This window comes from Phycisphaeraceae bacterium (assembly GCA_040222855.1).
Taxonomy (GTDB): Bacteria; Planctomycetota; Phycisphaerae; order Phycisphaerales; family Phycisphaeraceae; genus Mucisphaera.
The window spans coordinates 222376-245869 of sequence record JAVKCD010000025.1; the positions used below are offsets into that span (position 1 = coordinate 222376).

At 59.8% G+C, this 23494-nt stretch carries 12 protein-coding genes; 8 read left to right on the plus strand and 4 right to left on the minus strand.

Features of this window, described 5'->3' with window-relative positions; translation table 11 throughout:
- Positions 1–130: 130 nt before the first annotated feature.
- Positions 131–1069 (minus strand): PEP-CTERM sorting domain-containing protein, encoded by a 939-nt coding sequence (locus RIG82_10795; GenBank protein ID MEQ9461425.1) that lies wholly within the window; start codon positions 1067–1069, stop codon positions 131–133.
- A gap of 417 nt (positions 1070–1486) precedes the next feature.
- On the opposite strand from RIG82_10795, the gene RIG82_10800 reads away from it, so the two are divergent.
- The 4 genes from RIG82_10800 (at position 1487) to RIG82_10815 (ending at position 8797) form a co-directional block, all read left to right on the plus strand.
- Positions 1487–2578: a LacI family DNA-binding transcriptional regulator gene (locus tag RIG82_10800; GenBank protein MEQ9461426.1), complete on the plus strand. Its 1092-nt coding sequence runs from the start codon at positions 1487–1489 to the stop codon at positions 2576–2578.
- An 86-nt stretch (positions 2579–2664) separates the two neighbouring features.
- On the plus strand, positions 2665–5517 hold the full coding sequence (locus RIG82_10805) for an alpha-amylase family glycosyl hydrolase (protein ID MEQ9461427.1): 2853 nt from the start codon (positions 2665–2667) through the stop codon (positions 5515–5517).
- Complete coding sequence (locus RIG82_10810) at positions 5517–7916, plus strand: extracellular solute-binding protein (GenBank protein MEQ9461428.1); 2400 nt, start codon at positions 5517–5519, stop codon at positions 7914–7916. Before RIG82_10805 ends, RIG82_10810 begins: the two co-directional genes overlap by 1 nt.
- Positions 7913–8797 (plus strand): carbohydrate ABC transporter permease, encoded by an 885-nt coding sequence (locus tag RIG82_10815; protein ID MEQ9461429.1) that lies wholly within the window; start codon positions 7913–7915, stop codon positions 8795–8797. The genes RIG82_10810 and RIG82_10815 overlap by 4 nt, the downstream gene beginning before the upstream one ends.
- Before the next feature lie 217 nt (positions 8798–9014).
- Here RIG82_10815 and RIG82_10820 read toward each other — a convergent pair whose 3' ends face one another.
- Positions 9015–10043: a prepilin-type N-terminal cleavage/methylation domain-containing protein gene (locus tag RIG82_10820; GenBank protein ID MEQ9461430.1), complete on the minus strand. Its 1029-nt coding sequence runs from the start codon at positions 10041–10043 to the stop codon at positions 9015–9017.
- Between the two features lie 485 nt (positions 10044–10528).
- Here RIG82_10820 and RIG82_10825 point away from each other — a divergent pair, with 485 nt between their 5' ends.
- The 4 genes from RIG82_10825 (at position 10529) to RIG82_10840 (ending at position 19664) form a co-directional block, all read left to right on the plus strand.
- Positions 10529–11890: a dockerin type I domain-containing protein gene (locus RIG82_10825; protein MEQ9461431.1), complete on the plus strand. Its 1362-nt coding sequence runs from the start codon at positions 10529–10531 to the stop codon at positions 11888–11890.
- A 239-nt stretch (positions 11891–12129) separates the two neighbouring features.
- The gene (locus RIG82_10830; GenBank protein MEQ9461432.1) at positions 12130–16623 is read left to right on the plus strand and encodes a hypothetical protein; all 4494 of its coding nucleotides are present in this window, start codon (positions 12130–12132) and stop codon (positions 16621–16623) included.
- Positions 16624–16736: 113 nt separating this feature from the next.
- Positions 16737–17744, plus strand: coding sequence for an NAD-dependent epimerase/dehydratase family protein (locus tag RIG82_10835; protein MEQ9461433.1), 1008 nt, complete (start codon positions 16737–16739; stop codon positions 17742–17744).
- A gap of 84 nt (positions 17745–17828) precedes the next feature.
- On the plus strand, positions 17829–19664 hold the full coding sequence (locus RIG82_10840; GenBank protein ID MEQ9461434.1) for a hypothetical protein: 1836 nt from the start codon (positions 17829–17831) through the stop codon (positions 19662–19664).
- 91 nt (positions 19665–19755) lie between these two features.
- On the opposite strand, the gene RIG82_10845 is transcribed toward RIG82_10840, so the two are convergent.
- Complete coding sequence (locus RIG82_10845) at positions 19756–22473, minus strand: zinc-dependent metalloprotease (GenBank protein ID MEQ9461435.1); 2718 nt, start codon at positions 22471–22473, stop codon at positions 19756–19758.
- Between the two features lie 256 nt (positions 22474–22729).
- Complete coding sequence (locus RIG82_10850; protein ID MEQ9461436.1) at positions 22730–23446, minus strand: pirin family protein; 717 nt, start codon at positions 23444–23446, stop codon at positions 22730–22732.
- Positions 23447–23494: the final 48 nt, after the last annotated feature.

Consider the following 23494-nt stretch of genomic DNA (forward strand, 5'->3'; position numbering starts at 1 on the left):
ATCATTCCGGGGTTTATCACGGTTGGTCTCCGGTCGGTCGTGGGTCGGGAAAGAAAAAGGGCGCTTGGGCTGTCACCCAAGCGCCCTGTGTATCTGGGTGTGACCGAGAACTCAGGTCACGGGTTGTTGTTTAGCGGCGACGCGTGAGGGCGAGGCCGGCGAGTCCGAGGAGTGCGGCCGAGGCGGGCTCGGGGACTGTGACGGAGAAAAACTGGTCGCCGGTGAACTGACGGAAGTCGATACCGGCGAGACCGCCGGTGAAGCCGCCGCCGCCGTCGCCGCCGAGGTTGCCCTGGGGGGCGGGGAGACCGCCGAGGATCTGGTTGGAGTGGAAGTTGTTGTCGCCGTTACCGATGGCGGCGTGGATCTTGATGACGTCGCCGGCGGTGAAGGTGCCGAGGTCGGCGAGGGCGATGGAGAACTCGAAGCCGGTGGTGACGGCGGCCGCAGCGACGGGATCGGCCGCGGCGGTGCCGCCGAGGACGCCGGCGGCGTTCGAGTTATCCATGGCGAAGAGGACGTCCTGGGTCAGGAAGGTTCCGGCGTCGGCGCCGGTGGTGGCGGTGCCGGCGACTGCGGCGATGGTGCCGAGTTCACCTGCGGCTCCGGTGGAGGAGCCGAAGTTGCCGAGTTCCGCGCCGGGGGTGCTGGCGCTGCGGTCGACGATGTCGACTTCGAAGTTGCCGCCGCCTGTGCGTGCGAACATGTGGAAGTCGGCTTCGAAGCCGGTGTCGAAGGTGAGTCCGCCGAAGTTGGAGGCGACGTCGCCGAAGTCGTAGGCGAGGGCACCGTCGAGGGTGTTTTCGCCGCCGGCTTTGGAGTCGATGAAGATGGAGATCTTGTTGAAGTTGGGCTCGATGTTGCCGGTGAGGGTGACGTAGAGGCGGTCATTGGTGACGGTGGCGTAGGCTGCGTTGAGTTCGCTGAAGTTGTCGCCGAACTGCGTTTCGACGGTCTGGACAGCGAGGGGGGCGCCATACATGCCATCGACGGTGCCGTCGATGGTGGGCGCGGCCATGGCGGGGAGGGCAAGGGCGAGGGTGAGCAGGCTGGCAGTGGTGCGGATCATGATGTTTCTCCATCTCCGGGGTTGAGTGAGTCGGGTTGACCTGTTTGACGAGCCGTCACGAGACGGCGGGTTGTTGAATCGATTAACCGTTGGTCATGGTGGTGTGAGGGGGTGACATTAGGTGCGAAGGCATCTTGTGAGGGCGTCATTCTGAACTGAGATCATTACAAGTGAATCACTATACATAGTAAAGCCCGAGAGTGGGTGAGGGTCAACCCGAATTGGTGAAGAATCTGATGATTCGATGGGGGTTTGGGGGGTTTATGAGGCTGAGTGAGTGAAAGACGGGGTGTCGCGGGCGGTTGGTGTTGATCCGTTTTACTTGTGTGTTAAACTCCTGATGACCGATTCATGTATCAGATGCGGGTTTTGCCTGCGGGTTGATCACTCATCTCACCTTGATTGCGGATTTTGTTTATGTCCAGCAGTTCGCCACGTGTCCCGGCGTCGGAGCTTCCGGAGGATGGGAAGTCGGGGGTGCGCAAGCGTGCCAAGCGTGTGAGCATGCGTGAGGTGGCTCGGCACTCGAATGTGTCGGTGGCGACGGTGTCGATGGTTTTGAACAACAACCCGCGGATCTCGCGGGCGACGCAGGTTCGGGTTCGGCGGTCGATGGATGATCTGGGTTATACGCCTGACCGTGTGGCTCAGAGTTTGTCGAGCACGTACACGCGATTGATTGCGGTGTTGATTCCGCCTTTGAGTCACGCGTTTGCGGATGCGTATTTTGGTGAGATTATTTCGGGGATTTATGATCGAGCGGCGCGGCTGGGTCACAAGATCATTCTGGAGCAGGCGAAGCCGAAGTTCATTGAGTCGGGCCAGCATGTTGAGCTGGTTGAGCGGCGGTTTGTGGACGGGATGCTGTGTCTGGGGTTTATTGAGAACTACGAGTTTATTCAGGACCTGGTGGATCGTGACCAGCCGGTGATCGCTGTGAACACGCAGTTCACTGATCTTGAGGTGGACACGGTGGTTTGCGACTACACGGCGGGCGCGGAGCAGGCGATGAACTGCCTGCGTCAACTGGGCCATCAGAAGATCGGGATGATTCTGGGTGGGAGTCGTGGGGTGACGACGCAGGACGTAATGGCGGTGTATCGAGCGAACTCGGAGGAGATGGGGACTTATGATGGTGGGCTGGTGGTGGATGGTCGTTATTCGGAGTCGGGTGGTGCGGAGGCGGCGCGGCAGCTAATGGATCGTCATCCAGAGGTGACGGCGATTTTCTGTACGAATGACAAGATGGCGATGGGGGCGATGCACTATCTGCATCGGAGTGGTCGGTCGGTTCCAGAGGATGTGTCGGTGGTGGGTTTTGACAATCTGTATGCGAGTCAGTTTTTGAATCCTCCGCTGACGACGGTGCATCTGCCGTTGTATGACCTGGGGGACCTGGCCTGCGAGCGGCTGATCCAGCGGATACGCGGGTTGCGGGAGCCGGTATCGGAGTTGTTGCCTACGCATCTGATTTTGCGAGAGTCGACGGCGATGGCGGCGAAGCGTTAGTTTCTTAGTGGGTTGTCATCCAACGATGGTTTGACATTGAGTTTGAATCCAAGGAATGCGAGTCTTCGGAAGGACTGAGTTTGAACGTGCATTCGGGTCGTGAGGGCCGTCCTTCGCTGGTTGTGTTGTTGCTGCCGGTGTTGTTGACGGTGCTGTTGGCGGGCGGGTTTGTGTATTTGTCGCGTGGCGGACTGAGTGTTGCGCAGCCGGCGAGCGAAGAGCCTGTTATTGATGGTCCTGTTGAGATGGTTTTCGTTGATGATGAGGGTGGAGCGAGGCGGCTGCGGCTGGTGACGGACGTGAAGCTGGGCGGTGAGCGGCTGTATGGCGTGGTAGAGGGGGTGTCGTCGGCGAAGACGTTGCGGGTGGTTCCGGAGGGGGCGACGGGGCCGGTGCTGGCGGCATTGGAGGTTAGGCCTCGACATGACCAGGTGGCGGTGTCGTATCGTTCCGGGGCTCGGGAGTTGGAGCAGCTTGATGGGTTGTGGAAGTTGCTGAGTGTGCGATTGCCTGAGGGGATGGAGGCGAAGTCGGTGAATCTGGCGGGGTCGTTCAACCATTGGTCGACTTCGGATCATCCGATGGAGGGTTGGGGTGATGGGGTTTATACGGCGGTGCTGCGGTTGCCGCCTGGGGTTCATTACTACAAGTTTTCGGTGCAGACGGGTGAGGGGCCAGTGTGGCTGAATGATCCGGCGAGTGATCGAGCGCTCGAGGAGCCTGATGGTCATGGCGGGATGAACTCGGCGTTTATGTTGGGCCCGGATCCACGTCGGCTGCCTGAGGCGCAGCCGGATCATGTGCAGGGCCAGGCGTTGTTTCACGAGCCGGAGAATCGCGAGGATCTGGCGGTTGCGGGTGAGGATGTGGCGCGTGTGGCGATCCGGACGCAGCGGGGTGATGTGGAGCGTGTGGTGGTGTGGACGGGTGTGGATGGGGGTGGGGATTGGGAGTCGACGGAGCTTGATCTGGCGACGGATGAGGGGGCTGCTTACGATCGTTACAAGGGGTTTGCTGAGCTAGCTTCTGACGGTGGGCGGTATTTTTTCGAGCTGGATGACGGGGCGTTGAAGGTGTTTTATGCGCGGGGGGCGTTGGTTGAAGATCGAGAGGCGGCGGAGCGATTGGCTTATGCGTCGCCTGGGGTATCGGGTGCGGTGACGCCTGAGTGGGCGCGGGATGTGGTGTGGTACCAGATTTTTCCGGAACGATTTCGCAATGGTGATGTGCGTAATGATCCGGGCGATGCTGAGTATGAGACGCTGGTGCCGTGGCGGGGGGATTGGTGGGCGGTGCAGCCGGGTGAGGTGACGGGGCAGGAAAACTTTTATCAGGGGCATGGGAACGTGTGGCGGCGGCGTTACGGGGGGGATGTGCAGGGGCTGCGGGCGAAGTTGGGATATCTGCGTGAGCTTGGCGTGACGGCGCTGTATCTGAATCCGGTGTTCGAGGCGTCGTCAATGCATAAGTATGACGCGACGGATTTTCGTCATATCGATGATAACTTTGGTGTGAAGGGTTCGTGGCCGGTTGAGGGGGAGACGGATGACCCGGTGACGTGGCGATGGAGTGAGTCGGACCTTGTGTTTCTGGATTTTATGGCGGAGGCGAAGCGTCAGGGTTTTCGGGTGGTGATTGACGGTGTGTTTAATCATGTCGGTCGGGCGCACTATGCGTTTGAGGATGTGCTCAAGAACGGCAAGCGATCGGCGTATGCGGGCTGGTTTGAGATCACGGACTGGGGTGACCCCAAGAACTGGGGGCATGAGCCGGCGATGGAGGTACATGGGAAGGAAGGGGGGATCCAGTGGAAGGCTTGGGATGGGGTGAATGGTCATCTGCCGGTCTTTGCGCGGGACGAAGAGTTGGGGTTGGCGGAGGGCCCTCGGGCGCACATGCTGGCGATCACGCGGCGGTGGATGGCGCCGGATGGGGATGTGCATCGTGGGATTGACGGGTGGCGGCTGGATGTGGCGAACGAGGTGCCGATGGCGTTCTGGCGTGACTGGCGGAAGCTGGTGAAGGGGATCAATCCGGATGCGTTTATAGCGGGTGAGATCTGGAATGATGCGTCGCCTTGGTTGGAGGGGGATCAGTTTGATGCGGTGATGAACTACCGGTTTGCGGATGCGGCGGTGGATTTTTTTGTGAATGAGTCGACCGCGATTTCGGCGACGGAGTTTGGTCGTCGGTTGCTTGATTTGTGGTTGGCGTATCCGGCGGCGGTGTCGTTTGTGCAGATGAACCTGTTTGATTCGCACGACACGGATCGGCTGGCGTCGATGTTTATGAATCCGGATCGGCCTTATGACGGGTTGAATCGGCTGCAGGACACGGGGCCGGATTATGACCGTGGGTCGCCTACGGATGAGGATTATCAGCGGATGATCCAGGCGGTGGTATGTCAGATGACGTATGTGGGGGCGCCGATGATTTATTACGGCAATGAGGTGGGGATGTTCAGCCCGGATGACCCGTCGAATCGGATGCCGATGTGGTGGGCGGACCTGATGCCTTATGAGGATGCGGCTGCGGTGATTCGCGAGGATGTGTTTGCGGCGCATCAGCGTTTGATTGCGATTCGGTCGTTGTTGCGGCCGTTGCGGCGTGGGACGATGCGGATTCAGCACGCGGACGATGAGGCGGGGGTTTTGGTGTACGAGCGGGCGTATCGGGGCGATCGGGTGGTGGTGGCGATCAATCGGAGTGGGCAGACGCGGCGGGTTCGGGTGGAGCTTGATGCGGATCGAGCGGCGATTGACTGGCTGAATCCGGCGCATGCGCGGGTGTTGATGCCGGATGAGGATGATGTCGATGCCCGACCGGAGGTGGTGGCGACGGCGCGGATTGGGTTGCGTGGGACGATTGAGGTTGAGTTGGGTCCGTGGGGGTCGGCGATTTTTTCGCCGGTGCCGGCTGATTCCGGGGAGGCACGCTGATGAAGCTGTGGGATATTCCGCGATGGTTGTTGGGTTTGGGTGCGGCGCTGGTGGTGGTGTGGGCGTTTGTGGATGTGGGTGCGCGGACGTGGCGGTTGTGGTCGGACAAGCTGTCGGACCCGCGGCCGGTGCTGACGGTGCTGCACTGGGGGGATAACGATGAGGTAGCGATCGTGCAGGCGCTGGTGGATGCGTATCAGGAGGCGAATCCTGATGTGCGGGTGCAGCGGCTGCATGCGAGCGATTATGACTCGAAGCTCAAGACAATGTTGGCGGCTGGGACTCCGCCTGACCTGTTTTATCTGCGTTATGAGGACATGCCGGACTTTGCGCGGACGGGGATGCTGCTGAATCTTGAGCCGTATATCGCTGAGGATCGGGCGCGGGGTGAGGCGGGTTGGATTGATGATGTGTTTCCGATTCTGCTGGAAGCGTATCGGTGGAACGATGAGCTTGGGCGAGCGGGTTCGGGGACGTTGTATGGTGTGGCGAAGGACTTTACGCCTCTGTTGATGTACGCGAATCTGGATTTGTTTGAGCGAGCGGGCGTGGCGGTGCCTTATGGGGGTTGGACGTGGGGTGAGTTTCGTGAGGTGATGGGCAAGATTGCTGCGCTGGGGGATCGTGATGATCCGAACGGGCGGGTGTATGGGGGAATTTTCAAGACCTGGCCTGCGGTGTTGCGGGTGCTGGTGTGGAACTTTGGGGGTGAGTTTTTTGGTGATGGTTTTGATGATGTGGCGCTGGATGAGGCGGGCGCGCAGGAGGCGATGCACTTTATTCGTAGGATGCGGATGGAGGACGAGACGGTTTTCAATGCAACGGGGCTTAGTCAGGATGAGGACGATCTGTTTCGACGGGGTCGTGTGGGGGTGATTGGTCCGGTGGGGCGTTGGTATACGCCACGGTTTCGGAAGATTGAGGCGTTCGACTGGGATGTGATTCCGGTGCCTCACAAGGAGGGGGTTACGCCTACGACGGGGATCGCGACGGTGGCTTGGTCGATTGCGTCGCAGTCGGCTTACCCGGATGAGGCTTATGAGTTGTTGAAGTTTTTGTGTGCGGCAGATGGTCAGGAGATGATTGCGCGGATGGGTTTGGCTGTGCCGGTGCGGCGGAGCGTGGCGGAGTCGGAGGCGTTTTTGTCGCCTGGTCAGCGGCCGGCGAATGCGAAGCTGTATCTGGAACTGACGGAGACGGCGCGGCTGGCGCAGAATCCTGTGAATCGTCGGTTTGATCAGATTCTGGAGCAGGAGATCGCGAAGACGATCCGGTTGGATGAGATGACGCCTGAGGAAGTGGCGGGTGAGGTGGAGCGGCAGTGGGGGATTGAGATCGCGTCGCCTTTACAGACAAAGGACTATCCGTTGATGCCGTGGCGTTGGCTGGGGCTTGGAGCGGGGTTGCTGGTGGTGGGTGTGACTTTGGTGGGCTGGTTGATTGCGCGGCGGCAGGTGTTGGGTGCGATTGATCGTTCGCAGGAGCGCACGGGTTTTGCGTTTATCTCGCCCTGGCTGATCGGTTTTGTGCTGTTTTTACTGGGTCCGATGGTGGTTTCGTTGTTGCTGAGTCTGACATCGTGGTCGGCGATGGCCCCGCTGAGTAGTGCGCGGTTTGTGGGTCTGGACAACTATCTGCATCTGTTTACTTATGACGAGCAGGTGAAGCAGGCGTTGTGGGTGACGTTTTATTACACGGTGTTGGCGGTTCCGGTGGTGCAGACGGCTGCGATCCTGGTGGCGGTGATGATGAACGCGAAGGTGCCGGGGATTGCGTTTTTCCGGACGGCGTACTTTGTGCCGTCGGTGGTTACGGGGGTGGCGTTGGTGACGCTTTGGATCACGATTTTCAATAATGATCAGGGGTTGTTGAATCTGGTTTTGCGGGATGTGCTGGAGCCGTTGAATGCGGTGACGGGCTGGGGTTGGGAGCCGCCGGACTGGTTTGGTCGAGATGGTGCGGTGTTTGCGATGCCGGCGTTGGTGTTGATGACGTTGTGGGGCGTGGGGGGCGGGATGATTATTTATCTGGCGGGGCTGAAGAACATTCCGGAGTCGTTGTATGAGGCGGCGCGGATTGATGGCGCGGGGGTGGTTCGTCAGTTTGTGAACATCACGTTGCCGATGTTGTCGCCGTTGATCTTTTTCAATGTGATCATGGGGATCATTGGGTCGTTTCAGGTGTTCACGCAGGCGTATGTGATTCGTGGTTCGACGGGGGGAACGGACGAGAACATGCTGTTTTATGTCTTGTATTTGTATGACCACGCGTTTCGGAATCACAACATGGGTTATGCGTCGGCGTTGGCGTGGGTGTTGTTTGTGCTGGTGCTGGTGTTGACGTTGTTTGTCTTCCGTGGTTCGCGGGGGATGGTGCATTATGAAGGGCTGCGCGGATGAGCACGGTGACTTCTCCTGGTCTTGCGTATCGTCCGAAGCGCTTCCGTCACTGGGGATCGGTGTGGACGTATCTGATTCTGCTGGCGGGTGCGATTCTGCTGCTGATTCCGTTTTTCTGGATGGTGTCGAACTCGCTGAAGACGGACCAAGAGATCGCGAATATCGGGCAGGTCCTGCCGGCGGTGCCGATGTGGGGGAACTATCCGGAGGCATTGGAGCGGATGGGGATGGATTCGGATCGGTGGGCGTTTCCGGCGTTGTCGAACACGGTGGTGATTACGGTGCTGAGTGTGATGGGGTCGGTGTTTTCATCGTCGTTGGTGGGGTTTGGGTTTGCACGGTTTCGTTTTCGGGGGCGTGACCCGTTGTTCATGCTGATGCTGGCGACGATGATGTTGCCGCCTCAGGTGACGATGATTCCGGTGTTTTTGTTGTTTCGGCAGATTGGTTGGATTGACACGATGCTGCCGTTGGTGATCCCGATGTGTTTTGGGCAGCCGTTTTTCATCTTCATGTTCCGGCAGTTCTTCTCGCAGTTGCCTGAGGAGTTGCTGGAGGCGGCGCGGATTGACGGGGCGACGGCGCTTGGCGTGTATTGGCGGATCATGTTGCCGCTTAGTTGGCCGGTGATCGCGATCGTGGCGATTTATACGTTCATGTTCACCTGGAATGATTTCATGAACCCGCTGATCTACTTGAACTCGCCGGAGAACCGGACGCTGGCGCTGGAGCTGAACAGTTTTAATGGTCAGTACGGGGTGGAGCGTCGGGAGCTGCTGATGGCGGCGTCGTTTGTGACGATGCTGCCTTGTGTGCTGCTGTTCTTCGCGGCGCAGAAGTACTTTGTGGGGAACGCGGCGGAGGCTGGGGTGAAGGGGTAGCCCGGCAGGGCCGGGCTAGGGAGGAGAGAGTTGAGAGTAGAGAGTGGGGGTGTGTCGGGTGGGAGACGAGCTGAGGATGATCTTGAAGAGGAGATGCAGGGTACGGCGGGCATGCGCCGGGGTTCGTTTGTGTGGTTGGTTCAGGATGTTGGGATACAAAAAGCGTCCGTGCTTTGGGCACGGACGCTTGAGGTGTGATTCGTTAGGGAGTGTGCTCTTATTGGCTTTCGATCGGGAGTGGCGTGATGAGGACATTCGTAGCGCCCTCTGGGCTTTCGGATCCGCCACTGCCATCGGCAAAGAAGATGTTCATGTTTTGTCCGTGGCGTCCACCAAAGTTTTCCAGTCCAGCCAGAGTCTGGCCGCTGACGGGTAGCTTTGAGCGGAATCGTTCGTCTTCATAATGTCCGGCAAGTGTTCCGGGATTGGCGACTCCGAGAGATCTGTGTCCAGCGCTTGAGATGAAAACCGTATCATTCCAAACGTGGATGCCGCCGGAAGACTGAACACGGGCATCGGTATCAGAGCGTGTGCCGAGATCGGCGTAGAGCATGGTTTGAGATGGAGACTTGATGCGGTTCTGGTTTCCGCCAACTGGTGTGCCATCTGCTGTCGGGGATTTATAGGGTAATAGCGTTGGTGCGCCACGATCTGAGAAGTTGTTGGTAGGACGATTGAGGGCGGTTACATCAACATTGACGCCATAAGACAGGGGCAAGAAGTTTTCTGGAGGCGTGATGTCGCCATTTTCACCCGCAGCATTGAGGTCTACGATGTAGCCCGGGAAGTCAGTGTTCAGGCCTGGGTCGGCTGGGCATAGGAAGACTTCGGGGTTGTTTTGCTGGAACTGGGAAGTGGAGCCTTGATCCCAGAAGGTGTCATTTTCGCCACCGCCGAGGTACGGGATGAGCGCCGAGGCATGATCTTTGAGCGTGAGTGGGTCAGATGCGATCCCGGTGGCACGGAAAGCAAATCGTTTACGGTCGAAGCCGTACTCTTCTTCGACGAATCGGGTTTCGGCGGTGACTGGGTAGATGTCCTGATGCTCGACGGCGAAGACGTTTGCGGCGACGTTCTGCTGTCTGCCGTTGGAGAGGCAGGCTGCGGAGCGTGCGGTGTTGCGGGCGGCGCCGAGGGCTGGGAGGAGGATGCCGATGAGCAGGGCGATGATGGAGATCACCACGAGGAGCTCGATGAGGGTGAAGGCTTTGGGGCGTGGGGTGGTGAGGGTTGCGAGAGGCGTCATCGTGAAGCTCCTTGTGGGCTGGTTTGAGTCGCTTGTCGGTTTAAACGGTTTACCCTTGGATTTGAATCGAGGCGGATTGTTGGTGTCTGAGGCGTGTTCTGAACGGGTCGGATGAGCGTCGTGAACCGGGCGAGACGGGGTTTTTGACGCTTGAGACAGCCTTGGTATCGGCCTGTTGCTTAGGTAAGCATAAACCAGATGGCGTCCGGGTCAACCCCGGAACCGCCGGAAAAGTTTGCCTATTCTCAGATATTTGAAGGTTGTTCGTGTTCTGATTGGGTTTTGCGGAGCGCCATCAGGTGTCTGGAGGATGAAGGTGCTTGATTTTGGGTTGAGGGTTTGCTTAATCGGTTCAATGGGTGTATCTTTCCGGTGTAGACGGAGTTCGCGTCTTTCGTTGGTTTTGGCTTCGGATTCCGTGTCTTGTTGATTTAAAGTGATTCGTCCGCACGTATCGGTTCACACTTTACTCATCGGAGGTAGTTATGAGATCCCTGACCATCGCTGGTTTCGCGTCCACGTTTGCTCTGCTTTCGGCTAGCCAGGCCATGGCTGGAGCCCCGTCGGGTCCGTTTGTTGACGGCTTCCTGGAGACAGATTTTTACGGCAGTGCGTTGTCGGTGCAGAACACCAATACGGGCTTTGGCGACAGCAATCTTGGCCAGGCTGAGTTTGCGAACGGTTCTGAGATTAACGCGTTCTACGCCAAGGTGCATGACGGGATGCTTTACGGGTTCGTCGCTGGCAACCTGGAGAGCAACTTTAACAAGCTTGTGATCGTGTTTGACTCGGTGGCAGGCGGCGTGAATCAGGTCCTGAACGATCCGAGCGACCCGCTTCCCGATCTGGACTTTGGTGTGGATGCGTTTAATGACGGTCTTCGTTCTCTGAGTGGGTTGACCTTCGACGAGGGCTTCGAAGCGGACTACATGATGTCGGTGACTCACGGCACGGAGAATATTGATGACCCAGGCAATCCGTTCCCGCCCTCGGGCTGGTTGCTGTCGACTCATTTTGCTGAGTTGAAGCCTCAGTCGGAGAGTCCTGCGGCGGGTTATGCGGGCGGCACCAGTGCTCCAGGCGTAGAGGGTGTTGATGTCAACTTTGTTGATTCGAACACGGCCGATCCGGTGACGACGCCTATTGAGCAGTTCTTCATCACGCCGAGTGGCGGCCGGGCTGCCGCGGATAACAGCGCTTTTGGTATCAAGGCTCAGATCAATAACACCAATGCCTATGCTGACGATGGCGATCCGTTTGATCCGACGCCCACAGCAGGTGGTGTTGTTGGCAACGGAGGAGCGGATGCTGCAGAGCAGGTCTACATTGATCTTGCAGCAGAGGTGCTGACGGGTATTGAGTTCATGATCCCGCTTTCGACGCTTGGGAACCCGACGGGCGATATCAAGATTCACGCCCATATCAATGGTTCGAACTACGGGTATCTTTCCAACCAGACCAATGGTGTGGGCGTGTTGCAGGGGAATCTTGGTGGCGACGGAGCGGGTGGTTTTCTTGGTAAGCCTGATCCGCTATCGGGCGTCGATTTCAGCGCGATCCCGGGTGATCAGTTTGATGTGGTGGCGAATGGTGTTGCGGTTCTTCCCGGTGACGCGAACGGCGACGGGACGGTTGACTTGATTGACCTGTCGACGCTGGCGACGAACTTTGATGGGACTGATACGCCTTACACTTTTGCTCAAGGCGACTTCAACGGCGACGGGTTTGTCGATCTGATCGACCTGTCGATCTTGGCGACGAACTTTGGACAGAGCGTGGTGGTGCCTGAGCCTGCTGCTCTGGCGATGCTGGGGATCGGGGCGTTGGCTCTGGTTCGGCGACGCTGATCCAGGGTTGATGGATGATTGAATGATGGAGCCCCGGTCCTTGCGGCCGGGGCTTTTTTATGCGCGGCCAGTTCATTTAGACTGAGATATTTGGAACAAAGGGGTTGAAAGAAGGGATTAAAGTGTTAAGTTAGGTATGGGAGTTGAGCGCGTGAGAGCGTGCGTTGTGGATTGAGAGGGTGTGCGGTGGTTAGCCGCTGGTTTCATTTCTATTAGCGACAATGAGAAGGGATCTAACGATGAGAACGAGCACAGGCTGTCTGTTGGCTGCGGCGATGATGATGACGGCGGGGACGGCATCGGGGTTGACGATCAATCTGACGTTTGATGCGGGGTCGAGCACGAACCCGTCTTATGATCCGGGAGCGGCGCAGTTGACTGCGATGATGCAGTGGGCGGCGGATTACTGGGAGGACATCATCCAGGACAGCTGGACGCTGGATATTGAGTATTACTGGGATGATCTGAGTGACACGAACGGGACGCTGGGGGTGCACAACAATCTTGGGACGAGTTCGGGCAAGCCAACAGACGCGCGGATTCGGCTGGACACGCAGTCCAACGGCTCGAATCGGTTGTGGTATTTCGACACGACGCCTGACAACAACAGTGAGTATGACATGCAGCAGACGCTTTATCGCGATCTGACGGCAACGCAGCAGGCGGACTGGTTTAATAACTCGCCGCCGGCGTTGTTGGAGGTTGGGTATCGGGGGGATGCGTTTTCGTCTGCGCCTAATGCTGCGCGGAATGGTTTTGATGCGCTGAGCACGATCATTCATGAGATCGGTCACGCGGTGGGTCTGACGAGTAATGTGTCGAGTGGGGAGTATGCGGATGGGGACTATGACGTTCCGACGGGTCTGACCAATGGGTTTGTGACAGGGATCGAGGGCGATGTCCATCTGGATGCGCGGACGGCGTTAATGTGTGGGAGCTGTGGCGAAAGTGGTGTCCGTCGGCTGCCGACGGCGATTGACGTGTTGGCGGCGGCGACGGGGTCGAACTGGACGAATCTGGATCTGCTGCGTCAGGACATGCTGAGTGCGGGGGACATGGGGAATGATTTCGAGTGGGTGGGTGGCAAGCAGCCGGGGTCTGCGGATGATGCGTGGATGCGTCATGGGGGCACTGCGCAGATTTTGAGTGGTGGTACGTTTTTCGCGGCGAGTCTGTTTGTGGGTGAGGGGACGGACGTGCAGACGAATGGGGAGAAGATCGACATTGGTGGGTTGGTGACGATCGAGCGTGCTTCGGGTGAGGGTTCGACGCAGATTTTTGTGGAGACGGGTGGCGAGCTCGAGGCGGGTGATGTGATCGTCAACGGCGGTGAGTTGGACATGAGCGGGGGGTTGGCGGATATCGGGGATGACCTGGATACCGAGGTATTTGATGGGTTTATCGGTGAGGTCAACGGGAACGGGACGGTGGATGTGGCGGGGACGTTCCGTAATGACGGGCGGATTCGGCCGGATGGCGGTCGGTTGACGTTTGTTTCGGCGAATGCGACCTCGGCATGGGACCTGGATGGTCCATCGGGGAATGGTTTGGTGGATGCGTCGGTGGGGAATATCACGTTCGCGTCGGGTGGTGTGAATGATGCGTTTGATGGTGTGATGACGGTGGGTGACGGGCAGGACATCACGTTTAATGTGGACTGGGCATTGGGTACCGGAGGTGTGTTGAATCTCAACGGTGGGGCGACGCTGGCGGCGGATGCTGAGATCCTGGGGACGGGGACGACGACGTTGTCGGGTGTGGTGAATGTGGTGGGTTTTGCGGCGATTGATACGCCTGTGGTGGTGGAGTCGACGGCGACGGTGAACATCACGGCGAGTGATGCGCAGTTGACGCTGGGGAACTCGACGTCTGATTCGATCACCTACAACGGCGGGACGTTTACGGGTGCGGGGACGTTGGTGCAGAATGGTGACGCGACGGTGACGGCGGGGAATACGGTGACTATCCAGACGCATACTTTTGACTGGGATGGTGGGACGATTTCGGATACGACGCTGGAGGCGAACTCGCGGATGGATATCACGGGTCGGGGGATCAATGATGCGCATGATGGGATCATCACGATTGGCAGCGGGGCGGTTTTGAATGTGAACACGCGGTCGCCCTTGATTATTCTCCCGCCTCCGGCGGAGGGCGATGGGTTGGCGATTGAGGGGACGGGGATCATCATTCCGCCTCTGACGTTCCCGGTGGCTTGGACGCTGAGCGGGACGATGAACATGAACGGCGGTGACCTCGAGGGGTCGCGGATGATTGTTGGGGATGGGGGGACGGGGACGGTGAACGCGTTGACTGGGACGAATGAGTTGTTCGCGCCGGTGACGTTTACTTCGACTTCGGCCACCAATACGACGAGTTTTCTGGAGTTGGAAGGGACGGCGATTTTTGAGGGTGGGACGCACACGGGTGCCGGGACGCTGCGTTTCAACTCGGATGTGACGATTGCGGCCAATACGACGATCGCTACAGCGACCCTGGACTGGGACGGATCGAACGGTGGGGACAGTGTGACGACGGTAAATGACGGCGTGACGCTGACGATCAACTCAGACGTTATTGATGGGGGTGTAGATGGCTTTGACGGGACGCTGCGACTCAATGGTGGGCGGGCCAACGTCAATACGGCTGCGGCGTGGGAGCTCAATGGGTTGGTGGACATGGTCAGTGCGAATCCGTCGATCGCGGTGCTCGATGGCTCAGAGGTCGTGATCGGACCGGGTGGCGTGATTCGTGGTGCGGGAGCCTTCTCGAGGGTCTTTTCGGAGGTTTCTCTGGATACGGGTGGTGTGGTTGAGGTGCTGGCTGGCGGGCAACTTTCTTTTGATGATCTCACGAGCTACGACGGCGGGACGATCACGGGTGATGGCGCGTTTCTCCAGAGTGGTGATGCGACGGTCAATGCCCCGACTACGGTGACGGTGGCTCGGTATGACATGGATGGTTTTCAGGGTATTTTTGCGGAGATGAACCTGATCTCGCAGTTGACGATCAACAGCGATTATCTGCAGGCGTTTGATAACACCAACCGGTATTCGGGCACGCTGAATTTCGGGTTGTTTGGTCGGATCACGGTGAACACGCTGGATGGCTGGTTCACGGCTGGGGCGGTGAACTTCAATTCATTCAGCACGGGCTGGGATGTGATTGTTGGGCAGGATGTTCGATTCGACGGGCCGATCAGTGTGGACGGATTCCCGCAGGTGCCGGCTCGGGTGACGTTTGATGATGGGGCGGTGATGACGTTTGTGGATGGGACGGCTCAGTTCCGGCTGGAGAGTGGGACCCCCGGTCAGCCGAACCGGATTGAGGGTGCCACGATCAATGCCGGGGGCACGCTGAGTGCGAGCAACGGGGCTGACCTTCATGGTTTCGGGACGATCGCTTCGGGTGTGAACTTCCTGGCTGGCTCGGACCTGATGGCGGATGATGGGACGCTTAGTGTCGATGGCGGTCAGGTGACGAGCGTGGGCGTGATCGGGACGGCGGATACGGACGGTATCCTGAACTTTACGACGCCTTTCAACACTTCGGTGGCGACGGCGCTGGAGCTGAATGGGGGTACGGTACTCGGCTCGCAGATCGTGAATGACGGTGTGACGCGCGGCCGGGGCTCGATTGGCACGGCGGGTTTCATCAACAACGGGGTGCTGGAGGGTGTGGGCGGGCTGCTGATCGTGGCGACGACGCCTCGGGCGGATATTGATGGTGCTGTTCCGGAGTCGGGGATTGTTCGTGCGACGCAGGGCAGTATTCAGTATGTGAACCCGGGTGGGTCCAACTTTGGATTCGACTCACAGATGGAGATTGGGGCGCCGTGGTACTTCCAGATGACTGAGGGGCTGTTGGTGATGGGGGGTGGCTCGGATCTGTTTCTGACTGGCGGTCGATTGATTGCTCCTGAGTTGCGGCTGTCCGGCAATCTGGATGTGAACAGTGCATCGACGTCGATTCTTCAATCGGCGACGACGTTCCGTCCATCGAGTGTCAATAACGTCGATACGGTGCTGTCGATTCTCGGTTCTGCGGAGGTTCAAGCGGGGGCGAGCTTTGCAGGGACGGGCCAGATGGTGGTTGGATCAGCCTCATCGTTGGCGCTGTTGGACGGTGCGGATGTGGGGATTGAGGTTGTGAATCAGGGATTGATGACGATTGGTTCGTCGCCTGGGTTTGCGGAGGTGAACGAGTTCCGTCAGACGGTGACGGGTACGCTGGAGATGGAGATCGACGGGTATGCTTCGGGTACGGAGCATGACCTCCTGCAAGTGACCTTTGACGGTTACCTGGCGGGTGAGATCGAGCTCTTGATGGGGTTTGAGCCGGAGTATGGCGATGCGTTCAAGCTGATTACGACGGAGGCGGGTGATCTTTTTGACACCTTTGACATCGTGTCGGGCCTGATCGTGAACCCGACGAAGTACATGGCGGTGATCTACGACAATCAGCAGTTGGTGCTGGCGATTGCGGCGCTGCCTGGGGACGCGAACCTGGACGGCATGGTGGACCTGATTGATCTGTCGATTCTGGCGTCGAACTTCGAGACGATCGGGACGTGGGCGACGGGTGATTTCAACGGCAGCGGCAAGATCGATCTCGTTGACCTGTCGCTGCTGGCGAGTAACTTCGGGACATCCGTGCCGATTCCTGAGCCTGGGGCTGGCGTGCTGGCCGGGCTTGGGCTGGCGGGTCTGATGCGTCGTCGCCAGGTGGCGTAAGTCACGATCTGATAAGAGTTTTTGTGTAGCCCCGCCTCACCAGGCGGGGCTTTTTCGTGGGGTCATGCGGGGGTTGCCGATAAGAGATATCTGGAAACACTCGGGAGCCTGGTATGGGTCAGAAGGTCAGCGTGGTGCTTGGAGGTGGGGGGTTCATCGGCGGTCGGCTGGTCGCGGAGTTGGTTGCGCGGGGCGAGCGGGTGCGGTCGGTGGACCTCAAGCCGGTGGGAGAGTGGTTTCATCGTGTGGCGGGGGTCGAGAATCTGGTCTTGGATCTGAGGGAGGCTGGCGCGTGTCAGGCTGCGTGCACAGAGGCGCAGACGGTTTACAACCTCGCGGCGGACATGGGTGGGATGGGGTTTATTGAGAACAACAAGGCGTTGTGCATGCTGTCGGTGCTGATCAACACGCATGCGCTGATGGCGGCGCGTGACGTGGGGGTGGAGCGGTTTTTCTATGCGTCCTCGGCTTGTGTCTACAACGCGGAGAAGCAGCGGCGTGCGGATGTGACGCCGTTGCGCGAAGCCGATGCTTATCCGGCGATGCCTGAGGATGGGTATGGGTGGGAGAAGCTGTTTAGCGAGCGGATGTGCCGGCATTTCACCGAGGATTTTGGGTTGGAGACACGGGTGGCGCGGTTCCATAATGTTTATGGCCCGTATGGCACCTGGGAGGGGGGGCGTGAGAAGGCTCCAGCGGCGATCTGCAGGAAGGTTGCAGAGGCTGATTTGACGGGACGGCATGAGATCGAGGTGTGGGGTGATGGCAAGCAGACGCGGAGCTTTACTTACATCGATGACTGCATCGAAGGCATCCTGCGGCTGATGGGGAGTGACTGTCGTGAGCCGATGAATCTTGGATCGAGTGAGCTGGTATCGGTGGATGGTTTGGTGACGTTGGTGGAGGGGATCGCGGGGTTGCGACTGGAGCGGCGGTATCGGTTGGATGCGCCGAAGGGTGTGAACGGCCGGAACAGTGATAATCGGCTGATCCAGGAACGGTTGGGGTGGTCGCCGTCGATCGCGCTGGCGGAGGGGATGGCGGCGACGTATGCGTGGGTGCGGGAGCGTGTGGCGGAGCGTATAGAGGCCGAGGCACCGGGGCTGCGTTGGGTGGCGTAGGGGTTGTCGGGGGCTTAGGTGATGTGATGTTGGGGGTCGTGTGGCGTTATGCTGCGTGCTTCTTTTTATCGAGAGGCTGCGGTCATGTCGGAGCGATCAGGGATGGGCTTGGGGCGGTGGTTGACGCGGCTGGTGGCGTGGGGCGTGGTGGCGATGGCGTTGGGTGCGGGGGTGACGCTGGTCTTGTTGGATAACAAGCATTTTCGGGCGGCGGTGTTCCCGGCGCGGATAGCGCCGGAGATGCCTCATGCGGCGTCGTTTACGCTGCGGAATGTTGTGCTGGATGCGCGGGATGCGGCGGGAGCTTCGGGGGATTTGCTGTCGGTGGCGCGGGCGCATGCGGTGCTGTCGGAGGAGGCGCTGCGGCGAGCGAAGAGCACGTTTGATTCGTGGATGGGCATGCGGCATTCGGAGAGCAAGCTGTTTCCGGAGTCGTGGCTGGAGGCGGAGTGGAACTACCGGAACACGGCGGCGGATTTTTTCTGTTTCCAGTTTCATGTTGCGGCTTATCTGGGTTTGGACGAGTTGTTGTTGATGCGCGAGACCATGGAGGCGGAGCGGGCGATCTCGGGTCCGGATTCGCTGGCGCACGCTGCGAGTTCGGAGACGGGTCGCGTGTTGCTGGCGTCGTCGGAGCACCCGGTGTTTGGGGCGCGAGGACCGATCTTCGGGACCAGTGAGTACGCGAAGGATGGGCTGCTGAGTCTTTATGAGGGGACGGGGGATGAGCAGGTGCGCGAGCGGTTGGTGGAGGTGATGGATGCGATCCTTGCGAGCAGCCGGCATGAGTCGCGGTACGGGCTGATTCCCTCGTCGAACTCGGAGGTGAATGGCGAGGTGTTGCAGGTTCTGGGGCGGATGAGTCTGGTGGTGGATCGGCCGGCGTATGCGGAGATGCAGGCGAGGCTGACGGACGCGGTGGTGGGGCAGATGATGGTCAAGACCGGCGGGCTTCCGGTGCACAGTTACGATTTCGAGGCTGATGAGGTGGAGGAGGGGTTGCTGTCGCTACGGGATCACGGGAACGAGATCATCGCGGGGTTGACCGAGTCCTATGCGTTGGCTGTGGCGAGGCGGGATGAGCCGTTGTGGGCGGGGCGAGCGGGGCGGTGGGCGGAGCCGATCGGTCGGATGCTAGAGCTGGTGCTGGAGCATGGCCGGGATGAGCGGGGTCTGATCGTGAACGAGATCGATCCGGTGACGTATGCGATCACGGATTTGAAGCCGAGTGACAACTGGGGGTATGTGCTCAACGGGGTGCTGCTGTTTGCGGATGCGGCGGAGCGGCATGGGGTGATCGAAGGGGAGAGGTTGGAAGCGATGCGTGATGAGGTGATGGCGGTGGCTAAGGCGGTGGCGGCGACGGATGGTTTCAAGTGGCAGGGGGCGAGCATGGATGGTTATGCGGACGCGATCGAGAGTGCCTTGTATCTGTCGGCGTACTACCCGCGGACGACGGGGGTGTTGCTGCCCTGGGTGGATCGGCAGATCGGGATCATGTTCGACATGCAGGCGGTGGACGGATTTGTTTCGCAGGGGTACCTGGATGGCAACTACATGCGGACGTCGCTGATGTACGCGGAGTTGAGGTCGGGGGGGTGGAAGATGCAGCCGTGGGAGCCGGGGACGCGGGTTGGTTTGGCGGAGCAGGGGGGGCGGGTTGTCATCGTGGTCGAGAGTGATGGCGGGTACGAGGGGCGGCTGGTGCGGGGACGATCGTCGCAGCCGATCAGCGAGGCTCTGCCGTGGCGTTGGGCTCGGCTCAATAGCTGGCCGGCGTGGAACCCGTTGGATGAGGTGGTGTCGGTCGAGGTGATCGAGGGTGATGTGGGGGGCGTGACGGTTGGTGGTTTGGTCGAGGGATTGGATATCAGTCTGGCGGCGGGGGGGCGGGTGGTGTTGGGGATGGTGCGGGAGTGAAGTGGGGATGACTTGGATGTTGTTGTAAAAAAGCACCCCGGGCTTGCGCCCGGGGCTCGTTAGGTGCTTTTGTTTATAGAGAGAGGGCGGATCAGCGGGCGGTGAACTCGGCCTCGAGGGATCGGGTGATCTGGGAGTGGAGTTCGGTGAGGTGGGCCATGGTTCCGAAGTCGATGCTGTCGCCTTGGGTTTCGAGTGTGGACTCGATGTCGGCGGCGAGGTTGCGGAGGGTGAAGCGCATCATCCGCTGGACGTCTGGGGAGAGGAAGCGGGTGAGGCCGAGGTCGATGCGGACGTAGTCCATGAGCATCGCGGCGTGGATGTTCTGGAGGTTGCGGCGGATGGTGGGGATCATGGGGTTGGCGTCGGTCCAGCCGTCGGCGGGCGTGTCGGCTGTGTCGTTGACTTCATTCCAGACGGCGTTGGTGAGTGTCTGGAGGTGCTCGGCGGCGGTGTACTTGTCATCTTCCGTGGTCTTGACTTCGGCGTCGTAGATCCGCTGGATGAGCGGGTAGGCCATGAGGTCTTCGAGGGTTCGGATTTGAGCGTTGGTGATGACCAGGTGGATGGGGTAATCGAGCATGAGGCTGCCGCCACCACGCCAACGGCTGGGTGCGAGGTTGTTCAGGAGTTCGTGGTCGGTGACGAAGAAGTCGGGGTTGAACATCGTCTTGGCGATCTGCGTCATGGCCGCGCGCATTTCTTCGGCTTCGAGAGGCTCGAGGGCTGGGGGCGCGTCGGGGTCGCCGAGGCGTGATCGTGAGTAATGCTGCCCACCGACGATGCGTGAGACGAAGTAGCTCTGCTGTGTTTTTTCGAACATGAGGGAGGCGAACATGGAGCGGAGGAAGTAGCGGGGTTCATCGGGGTCGATGGCCCATTCGGTCAGGTTGCCGAGCAGGTCATCGGCGAGCTCGGCTCGTGAGTCCATCCAGCCCAGGAGGTCGTTGCTCATGTCCCAGCGGTTGGTGAGGGGATCGGGAGAGTAGACCCACATGGTGTCTTCGTCGGTGGCGAAGGCGAGTGCGGGCTCGGTGGAGCGTGATGCGACGGCTTTGATGAACTCTTCGTGGGATTGACCGGGCTCGGGGACGCCGTAGCCGTACTCGATGGCCCAGTGGTCGTAGGGTCCGATGACGGGGGTGACGAAGTTCTTGACGTTTTCGTACTCGTCGCCCTGGAAGAAGAGGATGGGGTTGTAGTCCATGACGGAGGATGAGGTGGCCTCATCGGTGCGATCGCGGCGTTGGCGGATTTCGTCGAGTGAGAGCCAGCCGGACGCGCGGAAGTTGTGTCGGAGTCCGAGGGTGTGGCCGACTTCGTGGGTGGTAATCATCTTGATGACCCCGCCGATGAAGTGCTCGGGGATTTCTTTGCCGGTGGGGGTTCCCATGCGTGAGAGCATGAGGCCCATGGCCATTTGCTGCTGGAGCCCGTGGGCGAGCTGGCAGGAGGCGCCGTCGTGGTGGTGGAGTGCGTCGGTAGCTTCGGCGAGGAGGGCGTCTTCCTGATCGGGTGTGATCGAGCCGTGCTCGCGGACGTGTTGCATGATGAGCTGGTATTTGTCGTAGGCGGGTCCGCGCCAGGCACCGAGGGACTCGGGTCCGAGCTGGTCGAACTCGGAGTTGAACCAGCGGACCATGGAGTCGTCGAAGATGATGTCGGCGTCGAGGATCTGGCCGGTGCGGGGGTCGGCGACGGAGGGGCCCATCGCGAATGCGCGTCCTGAGACGATCCAGCGGACGAAGTTGTAGCGGGCGTCTTCGGGGTCGATGTCGGCAAACTCGTTGGTGTCGGTCTGCTGCTGAACGACGATGGCGTCGATGTAGCCGATCTCCTCGAAGGCCTTGTTCCAGTCTTCGATGCCGTCGCGGACCCAGCGTCGCCAGCGGATCGGGACCGTCTTTTCGATGATGAAGACGATGGGTTCCTTGGGCGGGGAGAGTTCGAGGGAGGGGTCTTGTTTTTCGAGTTTCCAGCGGTTGGCGTAGCGAACGGCGGTTTCGCGGGCGGCGTAGCTCGTGGACCAGTCGAGGCGGTCCGTGGTGAAGTATCCGATGCGCTCGTCTGCGGGTCGTGGGGTGTAGGAGCCGAGGGCGGGGAGTTTGCGGAAGGCATAGGAGACGCCAACGCTCTCGCCGCCAAAGGCTGAGGACATCGCGAGGTCGGCATCAATGAGCATGTTCTCGGGGAACACCTTGGTGGTGCGCAAGACTGAGAGTTGGCGATTGGGGGTGCGCGAGGAGGTGCCGATCGGGCTTGGCGGTCGGGCGACGTTGCTGAACACCAGCGAGCCGAGATCGACGACCGGGTCGCCGCCAGCCATGGTGACGACGGGCAGGGCGGCTAGGAAGCTGGGGCGGTAGGTGCGATCGATGGCGTCGTTGAGCGGGGTTCCTGGGGTTTGGATGTAGCGGACATTGGGGACCACGAGCTTGACGTGCTTGCCGACGAGTTCCCAGCGGACGAGCCAGTCGCGCCACATCCACCCGGCCATCTGGCCGCGCGAGATGCTGGTGGCGAAGAGCAGGTCCTGACCGAGCAGGGAGGCGGGGATGCGGCAGAGCAGGCGGGTGTGGTCCTGCTTGGGGTCCTTATCGTCGGCGCGGTAGAGCGTCATCAGGCCGGGGATTTCTTCCAGGCCTTCGATGACTTCGTCAAAGGGAGGGTACGCCGGCTTTTCGTCCTTGGCTTCTGCGGGCGTGTCCTGGGCGAGCAGAGCGGAGGTCCCGATGGGGCTGACTCCGAGCAGGAGGGCGCTGATGAGGCTGAGGGTGGCCAGGTGACGGTTTAGTGAGGTCCTGCGCATCGACGAAACTCCAGTGCGAGGGCCGGATCGAGTGATCCGGCAGAGGAAAGATGTGATCTGTTTATCGACCTTGAGGTCAGTGGCACGCGAGCAGGCGGCTGGTCTGATGAATACGGACGTAAAGGGCTGGGGGTTTTTGGTTTTTGGTATCTCCTCTCGTCCGTCTGTCATGTTATCCGGACGCGGAGGGGTTTGGATGAACATCCATAAAAAACCGGGCCCGAAGGCCCGGTGGGAAGGGTTAAGGGGCAGATGTTCAGTCAGCGAGATCAAAGAGAATCGCCTGAGCCGGTTCCGAGGCGGTCAGTTCGATCGAATCTTCGCCGGTGATGGCCAGTGCGTCGCCCGCCGAGAGGTCGTGTCCTGCAGCGGAGGCCTTTCCGGTGGCCAGGTGCAGCCATCCCGAGCGTCCTGACTCGAACTGATAGGCCAGTGGTCGGCCGGGCTTGAGGTCTGCCACGAGGAAACGGGCGGACTGGGCGAGTGGCATGGTGTTTTCTTCGAATCGGTCGGTCTCGCTGTCGTCTGCGGCGAGGAGTTGCCATTGGTGGTCGCGGCCTTCAGCGGATAAGGTTCGCTGGTCGTATCGCGGCATCACGCCCTGGGCTCGCGGGATGATCCAGACCTGGAGGAGGTGGACTGGGTCGGTGTCCGAGCCGTTGAGTTCGGAGTGACGGATGCCGGAGCCTGCGGTCATGACCTGGAGTTCGCCGGGTTTGAGCGATTTGAGATTGCCCAATGAATCGCCGTGCTTGAGGACGCCTGAGAGTACCCAGGTCATTATTTCCATGTCTCGGTGGGGATGCTCGCCGAAGCCGCCACTTGGCGTCACGACGTCATCGTTGATCACGCGCAGCGGGCCGAAGTTTGTGTGTTTTGGGTCTTGATACCCGCCGAAGGAGAAGGTGTGGTGGGAATCGAGCCAGCCGAGGTTGGTGTGTCCGCGATCGGTTGCTTTGCGTAGGGTGAACATATTTTGGCCTTTCCGTGACGAGGCGTCACTTTAGTTGTTGAAACAACT